Origin of the sequence: Paenibacillus sp. IHB B 3415, from assembly GCF_000802655.2 — a bacterium.
GTDB lineage: Bacteria > Bacillota > Bacilli > Paenibacillales > Paenibacillaceae > Paenibacillus_AQ > Paenibacillus_AQ phytohabitans.
Map to the genome: position 1 here is coordinate 1 of NZ_JUEI01000007.1, position 15367 is coordinate 15367.

Sequence of the window (15367 nt, forward strand, 5' to 3'; positions counted from 1 at the left end):
TTCATCGGAGTTATCCACATTTTTTTGCATTGTATAATTTCCTATACAAGCACAAAAACAAGCTCAGTGGCGAATCACATGAGCTTGTTTTACGTTAGAGCCATCACTTCAATCTGATGCATTGGTTCCTCCCTATTCCAATAAGGGGTTTCCCATTTTATTGATTATAAAGGTGATCCTTATGGTCATCTGGTATTCCTTAATATATGCAAAACGGATTAACTACGAGCTTACACACATTCTACCAACTTCAAGCGCCAAGAGTATACCAGTTGTTATCTTCAAATGAGTTCTTCATTTATGCCTCTTAATTTTTTAATTAAAATATCAATAATTTCTTCGATACAATTTTCTCTCAAATCAAGATAACCAACCGTTGGCAAAATCCCTGGTATCTCAGTGTCATCCAAAATTAATGGCAGAATGTATTCTCTATTTTCTTTAAATGCCCTAGCTTGAGCAGCAAGCCTTTCATGCTTGGTCCAAAACTTTCTTGAGTAATGCTCCGAGATAATCATTAAACAATACTCTCCTTTGTCTTTATATAGCTCTGATAAATAGCTATACAAATCCTTTCCCCACAATTTGTCTTTTTCAAATTCATCGTAAAAAACTGTATATCCAGCTTGAGTAACTCGAGTTGCGATTTCTTTCGCAATTCTCCTATCTTCGCCAGCAAAAGATATAACAAGATGATACTTCTTTAAATTTCCATGAACAAATTCCCATTTAATTAAATCGTGCTTTACCCATAATCCCTCAAAATAAGTTCCAATTAAATGAGAAAGAGTATTATAACCGAAATGAAATCTTTGATCATTCCATGAAGCATTATCAAAAGGTGGAGACTCTTTGTCATGACAATTTATTAACGCGGTTAATAGAACCTCATCATCTAGTAATACACTCTTTCTATCTTGCATTACCCTGAAACACTCTATTAATAAATAGCTTCTTTCATCATTATTATTTTCATCTAAAGAATATCCATCATCTCCATAAAAATATCTAAAACCACCCTCCTTTCTAGCTTTTATATTAAGATTTCCCATTAAAAATTCAATAGATTCGAAAGAATTCCCACCGTACTTATCAATAATATTTCTAATTTTTTCAGACTCAATTAATAAAAAAGCAAATAAGTCCTTATGAAAAATAGATACATCATATTTTTCACACATTTCTTCTGCTTGCTGAAACACTCTTAAACATTGCTTTGTTATTCGGATATTATTTCCTTTTAGAATCATCAACAAATTGTGTATTACTTCTTTTGATTTCATAATTTAATAAATCACCACCATATCCTTCAGCGTTTTACCTAATGCGTAATGGTTGGGTTTGTCCTTTTTTATTACAAAGATAATATTCCCTGCTTCACCTTTGGACAGATTAGTAAGTTGCAGGTTGTCGTCATTTGCATAGCTGTATAACACTAGATAATCATAGTAGTCAGTTTTCTTATCCTTAACAATCAATCCAGCATTGAAAAGCCTTACCCTTCTTACCGCACCACAACCAACAATACAATAATTCCGACACAAATCAGCCAGACGACGGGGTGACCGAAATTTAATCCCCAGCCGACTCCGAACCTTTTCTCGACGATTAGGTTTGGATCTTTGCGATTGAAATAAATCATACCTAATCGCCATTTATCATCATCATGGACAGGTCTGACATTGGCGCTTTCGGCAGATCGCTCCAAGCGGCTTTCGCTCTGACCCGCCCAGAACGATAAGGCGAAGGCGTATAGGATGATAAAGGCTATTATGATTAGGATAACGGGGATAGCGAAATTGGTGTTAAGCAGAGATATCATGCTTAGTTGCACGACCGAGAACAGGATAACTAATAAGAAGCTTGCTGTAATCATAAAATATGACCAAGCACGGCGGAAGGTTACGTCTTGTCTGATGGAACGGTTAGGATCAGTGGGTTGAACCTGCTGCTTCACTCTGCGAATACTCCAATTCTCAAATATGAACAAAAGTGTTATGAACACTTGTATTATCGCAGGCATAAACACAAAACTATACGATTTAGCTGCATAGCGGTCTACGTCCCAACTGCTGTTGAAATGGATCGGAATCTGATCTGGAATCAGATCGTAGTGGCGTAGCACAGTTACAATACTAACAACAATAATCAAAACATGAATGAGGAACCAATAACTAGACAAGCCAATGTTTCTTTTTCGAAATCCAGTGTCCACTGCCATGATCGATGGTTCCGGAGCAATAGGTAGCATAGGTAGTAAACTTTTCATTTTGAAATGATAGCTAATGTTTATTACTAGGGAGATTACGATCATGGCGAGTGAATAAATGATAATGATCCAACTTTGTTGCTTGAAATGTTCATCACCGTACATTAGGCAGATGATACAAACAATGAATAGGATGGTGTGTAAGGTAGCACTAATCCTAGCATATGACATCCGCATCTGGCGCAGAGGCTCACTGTGGAATTGTTCAGCACTGATGGTGACACCAAAACTAATCGTCTCTCTTGTTACATAAGGCATGCTTACCATGAGTACGATGGCAGGTACAAATACAAAGATCATTACTATAACAGGCATTATCGTCATATCATTCGCCTCCTCCTATAAAACAAAAAACCCCCCACCAATATTTATTAGCAGGTGTTTTATGAATTGATTCACGCAAACAAGATATAATATTATCTTACATAATCCTCAAAAGAGATCTTATACTCAGAATATTTTTCAGGATTACTCTTTTCAAATATTTTTAAAGAAGCTGGTTCTCGAAAATCTATATCATTTACTGCGAAATAGACACTCTTAATATCTCCATCCTCATTATTTTCAGTCTTATATGACTCTATTATTTCACCATCCTGTTTCAATTCGATGGCTAACATCTTAGCCCATCCACTCATCAAATAAGCAGAAAATGAAATATGATCATAGTTGATAATGCTCGAAACTTCTTCTAGTGATGACGTCCTATCATACTTCGCGTATTGATTACTTGAATAGATTGCCACAAATCTGTAAGGTGTGTTAATAAATATATCCATGTAATCAAATGTACTATCATTGCTGGTCGATGATAATAAGGGTAATTTGAAGTCTTCACCAAAATAAGCACTATCTTTTTCCCCTTCATTGATCGCCTTCATGATTTGATCATCCGTTAAACTATAGATATATCCGTAACCAGATTTTACTTTTGCTTCTATGTCAACTTTATTTTCTGTTAATTTCAATGAATCTGCTGCCATACTTGTTTTAGGTAATTGAGTACTTCCTTTCTCAACTAAATCATATTTAGATAATCCATAAAATATCACAGCATTTATTGCTAATGAAATTGTCAATAATACAAATAGAATCTTAACCTTCATTATATAAGCCACCTTCAATTTCTTAACATTATAAAACATCTATAGCTTCTTTAATTTGCGGGATAGATAAACCGTTCGCTTTCAGCTCTTTTATCCAAATAATGCGTGCGACGGTTTCCTCTCTTCTATATCTGCGTGTTAAATTCTCTTCAGCCTGTTCAAAGGGCAGCATACCTTCTTCGGTGTAATGTTTCAATGTGCTATAACGGGAACCTGTAATTCTTACCAATTCACCTATAGACACATGCTCTGAGGCCAGTAACGCCTCCATGGAACGTTGCCTGGACATGGATACAACTCCTTTACAGTGGGCGCTTCGGAACAAGACGCACACCTTGAATCGGTACTTTCATCATCACAAAATGCGGCATCGCATCGTATAACAAATTATCTATTTGGATGGTCGCAATTGATCCTCCCTCAATCACCTTAACTTCATGTCCATAGGACTTTAGCCTTGTAAGGACCGAGTTTAGCCTTTTATTAGAATTATCGAACCAAGCCTCTGTCTCTACAAAGACAGCTTGTGACCGCTCAAGGAAAGGGAAGAAAAAATTGATACTGCTGCCCGCATATGTCTTCACAAACGTCGACTTCATTTGCAGGAACTGTTTGACCCCTAACTCAATTCCATGATGGATTTGGATCCGAAACAATGACTTTGCCCATAAGTTACTACGGTATAGATCGTGCATTGTGGTATTGATCTTCTCCAGTTCATTCCGTGAGAAGAAATCATGCATACATCCGCTTTCGCGAAGCTGCCACAGCATGCAAATGATCTCATCCGTTACCGTTCCCACTTCCAGAATTTCTGCCCGAAGGTTCTCTGTAATGCTTGTATAAACCCCATTATGGCTGTGATAGACTTTCATTTCAACACCCGCTGAATCGAAATACATGTCGCTCCCTAACAGACTCGGGATTTCTTCCAACACATTCATTGCCTTTAGATAATCTGATATCGCGATTTCAAACTTCTTTAATTTTTTGTTAGGCAGCATGGAAGCTTTTTTCAGCCACCATTCCAGATCGCCTTGTACCTCAGCATGATTATGGAGCAAGGGTAATAGAACAGTTTCTCTGTATAGCGTTGAACTGGACTTTTCAAGAACTTCTTTGCGGAAAGTTAGCTCGTTATCAGTTTGTGTAAAACATCCCTCTAAGTAGGCCTCCAAAATAACCGCAGCAGCCATAGAACGTAAAGACACTTTCTTCGCATTAGTCATGTAAAGACTACTCTGTGCATTTAATGCGATCAGCGCAAAGCTTTGTGCTAATTTCAAATCCATCATAGCCATCCACCCCTACCCATGATTTAGATAAGCCGGTTCTTAATTCGTGTGTATGAAGAACCTTTTGAAATCGTTTTACTTACTACTTACTACTTATGACTTACCGCTTACAGTACCCATTTTCAAAATATTGTCAAGGGTGTTATTCCACGCTTCGTTCAATCGAAAAAGTATTTAAACACAACAAATGCCCCACGGAAAATTCCACAGGTTCAAGTACCATTTATATGCTCCTTGGCTAATCTATTGGGTATGGTATGGTCTGTTGTCACCCACTAGCAAAAGAAAACCCATGTCTATATGACATGAGTTTATATCAAATCTTACTACTCAAACGCCGAACAAATACAACGAATCCTTACACAGGGTATCGGGCTATATTGACATCAACCTATAAATCGAAAGCGCTGATCTTCCATTGTCCGTCTTTCATCCGCTTAATTGTAAAATGATTTGTTATTTCTTTATCCATTATGGCTTGATTTTCTTGAAAATATTGTTGATTTCGTTGTACAGTTTCCACAATCATTTCATCTTTACCGACGGCTTTAACAGAGATGGATTTAACATCATATATTTGTTTAAAACTTTGGTGAGTTCCAAGAAGTTTTGTAACTTTCAAATTCAAACTATTGCTTGGAACTAAGGAATTTTTTATCTTAATCTCATCTCCCTGTTCAATTTGAAGCAAAAATCGTTCAACTGCGTTTTGAGAAAGACTAGATGTTGTGCCTAATCGAGCTTCTTTTATACTTGGGTCCCATTCCATTGCCAACCCTGATACTTCTGCAACGATTTGAAGGGGAATATAAATGGTTCCACTGTGACTCTCTGCTCCAACTGCAAGTTTTCGCTGTTTACCATTAAGATATATAGTAGTATCCCCTGGCTTAAATCGAATTTCCTTACTTGCCATTTCCGCTATGATTTCATGTGTTTTCTTGTTCTCTACCACTTTAAAGCCCAATCTTTCAAGTAAATCGCGATAGGGTACCAATACAACTCCACTTTTCACAATAGGCGAATAAGGGAGTTTGAATAATTCTCCATGAATACGCATTGAAGCTTTTCGCAGACCTATTTTGAACATACCGATATTATCTGTAATTCCGATTAAGTCATCCTCATTGTTCACAAGTAATTCAGTAAGGGTAATCTCTGAATTATTTCGTAACAAACAGAACATCTCATTTCCCATCTCGTCTAATCCATAAATATTACCGTTGCTATCCGAAAAAAACACATGTCCTTTAGAATTCGTGACAATATTTTCAGGTGGTCCATATTTTCTTAATTTATAATTCCATTTTATTTTCTTCGATAAATCCCTTGCGATGAGAACTGCACCTTCACCAGCTTCATAGGAACCGCCTTTCCATGTATCAGAAAAATCGTAATTCGTGAAAGTGCTTGGTAACTCCACCGCTTCTCCCTCGATTTTTACCGATTTTCCTTGATCATCCAATAAAATCTTCTTATTGCCTATCTCAACAAAGAGATATCCGTTTAAATCAGAAAAATAAATATTGTCCACATTTGTTGTTGTGCCTAAAAGACGATCCTGCGAAACCAAAATGTCTGTTTGATAAGTCCAATTTTTCTGTCCCTTTTTATTGTAAGAAACTATTCCTGTTTGTTCCAATACAATTAAATTCCCGTTATTATCCAACCAATAAATATCTGAGAAAGGACTATTAGGTTTAACAAAGGTTAGTGTTGCCCGAACGGTTTCATCGGAATTGTATATTTTCAAAGATCCATGTTCCGTAATCGTTTTTGATTCTTCATCAATAATCTGAAGGGTACTTGTTTGATCATAAAATGTAGAAATAAGCGTACCATCCGCAGTCCGAGACACATTTGCTCGTTCATCAAAGAACATCCAGTTTCTCTTTCCCTCTCCATCAATTGCTGTATAAATGTCATTATAGTCCTGATAATAAACCATATTGTTCGAATATTTATCAAAGCTAAAATGGTTTGCACTGCGAATCGTCCATTTCCATTCGTATGTACCGTTGGTCAGAAAATTCAACGATGTGTTTTCTTTCTTTCCATAACTATCATAAAATGTTACTGGGGGTACGATACTCTGTTCTTTGGTTAAATATTTTGATTTTGGACTGGCTTCTGAAATTCCCACCTCTGAAAAACTAATAAATATCATACAAAAAATAAGAAATCCTATTCCTTTTCTCATAACTATCGTCCCTTCAAAATGTATCTTATCACTTTATCTATTCGGGACTTTAAAACAATCCCCTCTTTTTAACATCCTTAATTATTATGAAATAATGTTCCTTGCCCGACTCGACACCAATGACAGGTACGTGTGAATCAACAACTAGCTATACTCAATAGATAAGAAGACCGGCTAGTTGTCGCGCTGGGCGATCTCAAAAGCTTCTTGCCGACCAAGAGAACCAGGTCACCGGGTGTTATGCACGTGTTGCAGCAGATACGGCGACTTTTCCTTGGCTAATTTATTGGGTAAAAACAATTCCTGCAAGGCCGTATCTAATCCCGCCCCGGTTCTGCCACGATTATTATTCACTTTCATTTCAGAGATCCGCTGTCTCCGTTTAACACCTCAATCATCATTAATGCCCCCATTCTGTAGCCTTGGATAAACGATATTGCTGATTGCAAAGAGTTCGAATCGCTTTGTAAATCGATCAGCTTTTCAACTTGCTCAAATTCCTCTTCGGAAAATTGCTCTTTGAGCATTCGTAAGGATTCGGTGATTTTCTGATTAATTTTCTGGAATTCCGGATCACTCGGCTTAACTAACTCATTCGGGCACAACCTTCCATAATAAAAATCCTCCAAAATGATTCATTAGGCCTCCCTTCGCAGATTAACAATCTTTCCATGTATAAATTTTATGCGAAAACCGCATAAATATAAATATGCAATTTTCGCATAAAGTAAACTTGGCTTGGGTGATGAGCATTGTATAAGAGAATCCGTGACTTACGCGAAGACAAAGACCTGACGCAACAACAAATGGCTGTGCTTTTACATATCACACAAGCCACTTATTCCCGCTATGAGAATGGAAATTTGGATGTCCCGAGCGCCGTTTTAATTACTCTAGCCAATTTCCATAAAGTAAGCATCGACTATATTCTAGGTCAGACAGACAACACCAAGCGTAATCCTGGTAAAAAAGAATAATCCGCAGCAAAAACAAGCACGTGTGACGAACCACATGAGCTTGTTTCCCGTTAACGCCACCGTTTCATTCTGAATGCCTGACCGATTGTGAAAATCGCATTCTACAGTGATCAGTCTATCCTCTCTATGTCCACAACCACCATATTGTGATATTCTATCCATTGCCTAAAATGCAAAAAAGCTCCCGCTAATACTAAACAGGAACTCCAATTTAATAATGAGTAGGAAGGCTAAGTGAAAAAGGCAACTCAAACCTTCAATGCGGTTTGCCTGCCAGTGATAAGTATGGATGCCTACATCAGCGATATAGAGTCCTCATGACAAAATGGCTGAGATAAAACAACTGGACGAAACGCAATACCACACAAACAGTTACTGCCAAAACAAATATATTCATAATCTTAACGGTCCTGTTTTTGAGAATCTTGAATAATATGGCACCCATACCGATGCCGATTATCCCTCCAAGCGTATTGCCAAGTATGTCGGTTACATCCGTTATTCCCATTGCAAAAATGAATTGTATAACTTCAAACGATAAGGTCAAAGCGATAACCGGAAGAACTTTTTTCCTAAAAGGCCATTCACTTTTCAACATGCGGATATAGATGCCGAGCGGAATAAAAAGAAGGATATTATAAATAATTTCATCCAAGAGTATACATCCATTTTCATCGAAAGACCCCTGAAGCGGAATCAGGCTAATGACTCGTATCCCGTTTGATATTTTGTCAGAATAAAAGGGGAGTTTGAAGAGGATAATTCCTGTCAACAGCAGTATATATACTATGAACAACGTGATTGTAAGCGTGTTTTGCTTTTGCAGTTTCATTTCCTTGTTCTCCTTATGGCTACTTACGCCTTCGGCAAGTTCATCCTGAACAGAACACCGTCCACGGTGTTTTCCAAAGTGAAGTCCATGTTCATGGCTTCCAGCGTTTTCTGCACGATGGTCAACCCCAAGCCGCTCCGCCCGCTTTTCCGGCTCCGCGCCTGATCCACCCGGTAGAAAGGGTCATATAGCTTCGGTAATACCGCATCGTCAATCCTCGCTCCCGTGTTTAGTACGCAAAGGCAATATTGTTCAGCCACAGGCTCGCTCCATATCCGAATCTCGCCGCCATTGGGCGTATTCTGCACCGCATTCAATAGAATGTTGGAAAGCGCCTTTTGGAGCATTTTGGGATCGGAAACACAGGTTTGCCCGTCAGTAATATCCATAACAATACGTTGGCCGTTTGCCTCAGTCAATACCTGAAAGTCAAGCAGTATTTCGAAAACAGTATGCCTGACATCCAGTTTTCCAGGAATGGGCACGATTTTCCCGTTGCTCAAGTTGACAATCTCCAGTATCTCGGAAATGATCTTGTCTTGCGCGTCCATCATCTTCATACATTCGCGCAAATATTTAGGGTGGTCTTTGTAATCGCCTATATTTTCCAGCATCCCCTCCAACAAGATACTCGCCGCCGCGATAGGCGTTTTTAACTCATGGGAAGCCGCAGAGAAGAAATATCGCTGTGTTTCCTCTAATTCACGCTCACGCAGGATTTCGCCCTCTAAATTGGTGATGGTTTCCTTCAGCTTGACGTACATAGAATAAACGTCGCGGGCTAATGTGCCTAGTTCATCTTTACGCTCGAGCGGTGGTGGAACTTCTTCGAGATGGGTCATTCTCCCAGCGCTGTCCGCAAGGCGTTTAATCGGTTTGGTCATCTGCCGCGCAAAGACAAAAGCGCAGACGAGACAGAGCGCAAGCATTATGGCAAACACGCCGATTGCCCGAATGATTAAATCACGATAAAACGATCCTAAACCCGTCTTATTTTGAGCAATAATGGAAAAGTCCCTATCGTTATGCACAACATATAAAAAATCGCCGTCAAAACGGTCCGTGGTGTCGGCATTCGGCGTAGCGTATATCGATCCGCCGTCTTTATCCACAATATAGAACTCATAAGATTGGTTGTTCTCGTGAAAGCGCCACGCCAATACAGCAATGTCGTAGTTATGGTTTTTTTGAATCCGTTCCACCAAAGGCTGATAGGAAGCTACGATTTGCCGAGCTTGTACCGTTCTGTAGAATGACATAAACTGTTGCGAAAATAGAGCCGCCGTCACGCCGACGAGCAACAATATTGAGATTATTGTATAAGTAAATACCTTAATAAAAATCCCGCGATTTTTCATCAGGATTCTTCCTCCAATCGGTAGCCCACCCCCCGTACCGTTTTGATGATGTTTTCCGGCAGTTTCGCCCGCAGATTCTTGATGTGGGTATGTACTGTACTACCGTCTCCGTCAAAATCATAGCCCCAAACGCGGGATAGGATAATTTCATGAGACAGCGTTCTACCCCTGTTCTGAAGCAATAACATAAGGATTTCAAATTCTTTGAGAGTCAAAACAATTTCCTCGCCGTTATATGTAACTTTGAAATCTTCCGGCAGGAGCGTCAGCTTGCCATAACGGACTTCCTTTGCCAACGCGCCGCTTCGCCGGAGCAGGGCTTCCACACGTTTCAGCAAAAGCTGAATCTTGAACGGCTTTGTCACATAGTCATCCGCTTCCGAGTCAAACGCCTTGATCTGATTCTCATCATCGGAAAGCGCGGTCATCATCAGAATAGGGGTATTGTTAATCTTGCGGAACTCCTGCAAAAGCTCATGCCCGCTCAATCCCGGCAGCATGATATCGAGAATGACAAGCTGATAGGGGTTTTCATAAAACTTGGTATGCGCTTCGTCGCCGTCCAGACAGGCATCGACCTTATATCCGGCATCGGATAAAAAGGCTTTGACTGTATGGCAGATATGCTCATCGTCCTCGACAAGCAGAATTTGAATGGCCATAATCATTCCTCCACAGAAAGGATAAAGTGGCAATCTGTATTTTCCCTGTAGTCCTAAGATTATTTCGTTCGGATTTCAGGAATCTCGCAGTGATGGAAGACGTTGGTAATAAAGCTTAGTAGTATTTTACCCAAATGGGTGGGGAAAGTCGCCATGGGATTTAGAATTGTAACTCCTGAAGAACGTTACTTCAAAAGAGCTTGGTAATTTGGATGGATTCAAGGAAAGTGTATTCATTTATGTAACCTGCCCGTTTAACAAATAAAAAACAGCTATCGAAGCAACCGCTTTCCACGTTAGTCAGTACGTTGCATTCTAGGGCAGACAGATAATCCTAAGCGCTATCCCGGAAAGAAAAAATAATTTCAGAGCAATGGCTTCCATGCTTCATTTCCTCTACTCACTATACTTCAGGTAATACTTAATCCCCGCCCGATCAACATCAGAGAAATCTAGTGGATTCGCTATATATAATTTATTTAATTCCTTAATATTAATCCATTGGATATCTGCTGTTTCGTCACCCGCTTCCAGGGGTGTGCCCTTTGCCTTACGTCTAAAATAATACCCGACGGAATCGACCGGACCTTTAACCGTTTGATACGCTGCGAATGGTTTAAGGCATTCCACCTCAAATTCCGGATTAATCCCTATGGTATCAATTCTTGTCTCATTTCAATCTATTTCGTATACATCTAATCCAGTCTCTTCTTTAACCTCTCTGATCAGTGCTTGGATCAATGACTCAAAGGGTTCAATTCTCCCCCCGGGAAGTTCGAACCCACCCTTTCTTAGATATGTGACACCTATTTTTCGAACAGCCAATAGCACTAGGCCCCATCCACAATAATACCGGATGGGTTTGACTCACACGAACATCTCACCCACGGCAAGTAAAATCGTTACGATTCTCAATAAATCATTAGCTGCCAAACTTTGCTTCCCATTGCTCTAACCAAGCTTTATAACTCATAGAATGCACTTCTTCTAATGTTCTTCCATCTAATGACCATACGCCGCCATCCATGGCCTGATCGATTACTGGATAAGAATGTCCGCCTACTGCCTGGTTATCAACGACATAGATCCAAATTGCGGTTTTCCCTTTAGATTTAACAATATTCTCCGGTTTGGCGCTTGTGGATTTCCAGTTATCCAATGGATGGTTTGTTACTATGAACTTCTGTACGTTAACCTCTTTGTCCAGATAAACACTGGGATCTTCGGTTTGCAGCCCCCAGTAATTGGAATATGGTAAATTCATTAACTTTTCTTTTGTTAAGGTGTAGACTTCACTGGAGCCTTCATTCGAAGAGACCTTGTAACCCTTAGATTTCAAATAATCTTTTGCCGCTATTCCATTTTGGTCTGATATTTTGACATTTTGTGAAGCAGAACAGCCAGTCAAGCTGAATAGAAGCGTCATTAATGTTAAGACAATTTTAACCAAAGCGTCCCCTCCTCCATTGATTTCTCGAATCTGCTCTCTAAATGGGAACCATTACTCATTGAATATAACGAAATGAATTCAGCTTTTGTTACATGTACGCAGATATATATGGAGTAGGTACTCAGGGATTGGGAGGTTTACACAGATAATATGGGGGCTTGAAGGTCTATCGTACGTAAGAGGAAATACCGAGTGGAATTCACTGGCGCGTTGTTCTATAATATCTGCGGTTATAATCAAAGCCGTATAGTTATGCAGGTCAAGTACACACCAATTATAACCGCCCATATAATACGCTTTCAATTTTATTAATTACCAGGCATACACTTCTCGTAAATGAATAAACCATGTTCTTCTTTGATTTTGACATAACCATTTTTTTCATAAAAATAATGATTACTTATACTCCAGTTTGGCGTATCCAACCACCATTTCTGCACCTCAGGGTATTTAGCTTCTATAAGCTTCATAACTTGGTGACCAATCCCCTGGTTTTGATGACTTGGGTCAATATAAATTCTGCCCAAATTGTATACTAAGCTATCAATCACATAAACTATCACACCACCAACAATTTCATTAGCCTTTAAAATTTTATAGTAATGAGCCTGTTTCATAAATTCAATTTGTGAATCTATAGAATCGTATCCCTCAGGACCACCTGGCTCATTATTGTTATACGTTCTCGACTCATCATCAAAACTGTCTCTCTGAATTTTAGCTAAAAGTTCAGCATCATCGATATTAGCTTTTTCGACAAAAACCTTCACTTTCACCCTCCTTGGTTAACCGCCAAATGATGTCTCCTTAATCGGAAACAATAAATCAAGCTGTAAATCGTCCATTTTTCCGCCTTTTTGTACGTAATTATAAAAATTCAACGTTTCTTCAAATCCTTGCCCCGCAACCGTTTCCGGCGATGTCCAGCGCGGAGAATCCCAATCATTATCATATTTATTGCTTGCGTTAACCCATTCTTTTAATAAACGCCAGTCCTCAAAGTCCCATGCCCTGAGCACATGTGCGGCATATAACCCGCCGTCAAACGTTCGTTTGACTAAAGGCGAGGGAACCTCTGTCTCGTCCGGAATGGATACCCACACCTCATATACATGGGAGGGTTCTCCGATTCCTGCTGCCCCCTTAGAGCAGTCAAAACCAAAACTCCGGGCGTCGGGTTTAATTGTTAGCAATCCGCTTTCTGTTACAAATTGCGTGATCATATCCAGCGCTTTGCCTTCGCAGCCTTCTCCCGTTGCATAAGCAGCAGCCACAGTCATGGGCGGCAGATAGACAATCCGCACATCTTTGTCCGCCAACTTGTTTAAATTTTCATTTGCCTTGTTTAATTCTTCCATTGACTTTTCCTCCTTGAAGTTGATTTTCGAGACAGTCAAGGAATCCACAACCTCCAGTAAACTTGCGTCGTCAGGCAGCGCGAATTTCGCACCTCTGAGATTCAGATATTCGACAAAGGCTTTGATGACACTGCGAATGGTGGAGAGCGCGGTGATCTCGTCCTCAATATCCGCAAGGTTACGCTCAAAAGCTTCGATTGCAACACGCGCTTCCGCGCTTTGCAGAATTTCGGCAATCTGTTTGAGCGGAATCCGCAGTTTACGCAGAACGATAATCTGACGCAGACGTGTGATGGCTTCGGGATCGTATGCGCGGTATGCGGAATCTTCCTTTTTCGCAGGAGTAATCAACCCGATTTGCTCGTAATACCTAAGGGTACGGGTGGAGACTGAAAAGTGCTTTGACACCTGACTGATGGTTTGCAGTTCGATGACTATCCCTCCTTCTGAGAGTAAATATACAGGTTTACGCGACGTTAGAGTCAAGAGAGAAACCAATAAAAACCGTTTAAAAAACGCACGAAAAACCGATTATATTAGCGTGCAGATAATATAATCTTTCGTCAAATTAGGTACTGGAAGCTTATGTAATTATCTTCAAGTATTACGATGTTACTCTACTTTCATCCATAGAGCATTCTGCCGGTCATCTGGACTTGATAAAACTATCATCCCAGATGGATAACCTTCAGGAATTAAGAATCCAACCCAACCGTGGAAAGGCTTTCCTTCGGATACGCTGGGAGAATATTTGGAGAACATAAAAGAAGGGGTTCTCTTTAAAGTTACCCCGTCAATATACTCAAACCTATAATTATTTATTGATAGCGATGCCCCAGGTTTTTCAGATGCTAAGATTTCAAGGTTCACTTTTACAAGAACATAGGTATAACCGCTTGGAGCAGTTCCTTTTTTCTCCTCAAGGTTTTTCAAAACATCCTTTCCCGTATTCGCTTCTTCGATAGAGACTGAACCAATGAATTTATCAAAATTTTCATTCATTTCGAAATATGCTTTTGAACCAAAAATTAATGGATTGGACTCATTGTACCCGCCGTACATACTTATATCTCTTCTCAAAATACTAATTGTATTCGACTCAGGCATGACATGATATGACCCTCCCATCCCTTCAATAACTGTACGCAAAGGTACATAGGTCACTCCATCAATGACTTTAGCTTCCCCTTTAATGGCAGCCCCGTTTACCCTTAAAGAGTATGCTGCAGTGGCTGCATAGACCGTAATGGATAGACATACCACTGAAAACATGATAAGAAAACTAGACACTATAAACTTTTTGTTCACTATTGGCACACTCCCTGACCGATTTGCTTCCCATTAATCTTTTTAATATTCGACAATATCCCCCTCTGCCCTTCCAAAAGAACTTCCCCCATGTGATTTTTTTCCAACAAAAAAACCGAAGCTTTATTTTCACCCCGGTTTCCATTACTAACGTACTATAGACCTTCGTAAACAGAATCTTTGTCACTAAATACATCGATCATCATTAAAGCTCCTATTTTATAGCCTTGGATAAAAGATAACGCTGAATGCAACGAGCTTGAGTCACTCTGTTTATATTTGCATCTCAATTGTAATATATCCTCTTTAAATTCAATTCTTTGTGTATCTAAAATCAATTACTCGCTCAAGTTTCTTTGCTGAGAACCAACTCCTCAACCACAATATCCTTACATCGGATAATAAGTTCAGGCATTCCTTCCCCTGCAAAAAGCACATGGACTTCAAATCCATCATCCACGCGGTGGTGTTCATTATATAACCAAATGCTCCCGATTAACCAATAATTGCACTTCCGAGAAGGACCTGTTCTTGCCCAATATCTTCATGACA

Annotated in this window: 17 protein-coding genes and 1 pseudogene; 1 reads left to right on the forward strand and 17 read right to left on the reverse strand. The window is 39.6% G+C overall.

What is annotated here, in order from left to right:
* Positions 1–281 precede the first annotated feature (281 nt).
* The 8 genes and pseudogenes from QW71_RS37745 to QW71_RS04080 all read right to left on the reverse strand — a co-directional run bounded on the left by QW71_RS37745 (position 282) and on the right by QW71_RS04080 (position 7499).
* Positions 282–1283: a toll/interleukin-1 receptor domain-containing protein gene (locus QW71_RS37745; RefSeq protein WP_052769883.1), complete on the reverse strand. Its 1002-nt coding sequence runs from the start codon at positions 1281–1283 to the stop codon at positions 282–284.
* Positions 1284–1504: 221 nt separating this feature from the next.
* Positions 1505–2593: a DUF1648 domain-containing protein gene (locus tag QW71_RS38475; RefSeq protein WP_039293663.1), complete on the reverse strand. Its 1089-nt coding sequence runs from the start codon at positions 2591–2593 to the stop codon at positions 1505–1507.
* A 92-nt stretch (positions 2594–2685) separates the two neighbouring features.
* Positions 2686–3375, reverse strand: a complete 690-nt coding sequence (locus tag QW71_RS04060; RefSeq protein ID WP_152679692.1) for a hypothetical protein — start codon at positions 3373–3375, stop codon at positions 2686–2688.
* A gap of 28 nt (positions 3376–3403) precedes the next feature.
* Complete coding sequence (locus tag QW71_RS04065; protein WP_039293668.1) at positions 3404–3664, reverse strand: helix-turn-helix domain-containing protein; 261 nt, start codon at positions 3662–3664, stop codon at positions 3404–3406.
* 13 nt (positions 3665–3677) lie between these two features.
* Positions 3678–4670 (reverse strand): hypothetical protein, encoded by a 993-nt coding sequence (locus tag QW71_RS04070; protein WP_039293669.1) that lies wholly within the window; start codon positions 4668–4670, stop codon positions 3678–3680.
* 391 nt (positions 4671–5061) lie between these two features.
* Positions 5062–6870, reverse strand: a complete 1809-nt coding sequence (locus QW71_RS04075; RefSeq protein ID WP_039293672.1) for a copper amine oxidase N-terminal domain-containing protein — start codon at positions 6868–6870, stop codon at positions 5062–5064.
* 174 nt (positions 6871–7044) lie between these two features.
* Positions 7045–7179, reverse strand: a pseudogene (locus QW71_RS42170) (DUF255 domain-containing protein).
* 47 nt (positions 7180–7226) lie between these two features.
* Positions 7227–7499, reverse strand: a complete 273-nt coding sequence (locus QW71_RS04080; RefSeq protein WP_235441384.1) for a DUF6809 family protein — start codon at positions 7497–7499, stop codon at positions 7227–7229.
* A 123-nt stretch (positions 7500–7622) separates the two neighbouring features.
* On the opposite strand from QW71_RS04080, the gene QW71_RS04085 reads away from it, so the two are divergent.
* A complete protein-coding gene (locus QW71_RS04085; RefSeq protein WP_039293678.1) occupies positions 7623–7847 on the forward strand; it encodes a helix-turn-helix domain-containing protein in 225 nt (74 codons plus the stop codon).
* Between the two features lie 298 nt (positions 7848–8145).
* On the opposite strand, the gene QW71_RS04090 is transcribed toward QW71_RS04085, so the two are convergent.
* The 9 genes from QW71_RS04090 to QW71_RS39715 form a co-directional block, all read right to left on the reverse strand.
* Complete coding sequence (locus QW71_RS04090; RefSeq protein WP_039293681.1) at positions 8146–8679, reverse strand: VanZ family protein; 534 nt, start codon at positions 8677–8679, stop codon at positions 8146–8148.
* A gap of 23 nt (positions 8680–8702) precedes the next feature.
* A complete protein-coding gene (locus QW71_RS04095; protein WP_039293684.1) occupies positions 8703–10037 on the reverse strand; it encodes a HAMP domain-containing sensor histidine kinase in 1335 nt (444 codons plus the stop codon).
* Positions 10037–10699 (reverse strand): response regulator transcription factor, encoded by a 663-nt coding sequence (locus tag QW71_RS04100; RefSeq protein WP_039293686.1) that lies wholly within the window; start codon positions 10697–10699, stop codon positions 10037–10039. The genes QW71_RS04095 and QW71_RS04100 overlap by 1 nt, the downstream gene beginning before the upstream one ends.
* 675 nt (positions 10700–11374) lie before the next feature.
* Positions 11375–11530 carry an NUDIX domain-containing protein gene (locus QW71_RS39710; RefSeq protein ID WP_235441385.1) on the reverse strand — a complete coding sequence of 52 codons (156 nt, stop codon included), beginning with the start codon at positions 11528–11530 and terminating at the stop codon, positions 11375–11377.
* 91 nt (positions 11531–11621) lie between these two features.
* Positions 11622–12149 carry a hypothetical protein gene (locus tag QW71_RS04110; protein WP_039293689.1) on the reverse strand — a complete coding sequence of 176 codons (528 nt, stop codon included), beginning with the start codon at positions 12147–12149 and terminating at the stop codon, positions 11622–11624.
* Positions 12150–12457: 308 nt separating this feature from the next.
* Positions 12458–12919, reverse strand: a complete 462-nt coding sequence (locus QW71_RS04115) for a GNAT family N-acetyltransferase (RefSeq protein ID WP_039293694.1) — start codon at positions 12917–12919, stop codon at positions 12458–12460.
* 15 nt (positions 12920–12934) lie between these two features.
* Positions 12935–13915 (reverse strand): MerR family transcriptional regulator, encoded by a 981-nt coding sequence (locus QW71_RS04120; protein WP_235441393.1) that lies wholly within the window; start codon positions 13913–13915, stop codon positions 12935–12937.
* A 204-nt stretch (positions 13916–14119) separates the two neighbouring features.
* Positions 14120–14815 carry a hypothetical protein gene (locus QW71_RS04125; protein ID WP_039293696.1) on the reverse strand — a complete coding sequence of 232 codons (696 nt, stop codon included), beginning with the start codon at positions 14813–14815 and terminating at the stop codon, positions 14120–14122.
* 346 nt (positions 14816–15161) lie between these two features.
* Positions 15162–15311: a hypothetical protein gene (locus QW71_RS39715; RefSeq protein WP_152679697.1), complete on the reverse strand. Its 150-nt coding sequence runs from the start codon at positions 15309–15311 to the stop codon at positions 15162–15164.
* Positions 15312–15367 lie beyond the last annotated feature (56 nt).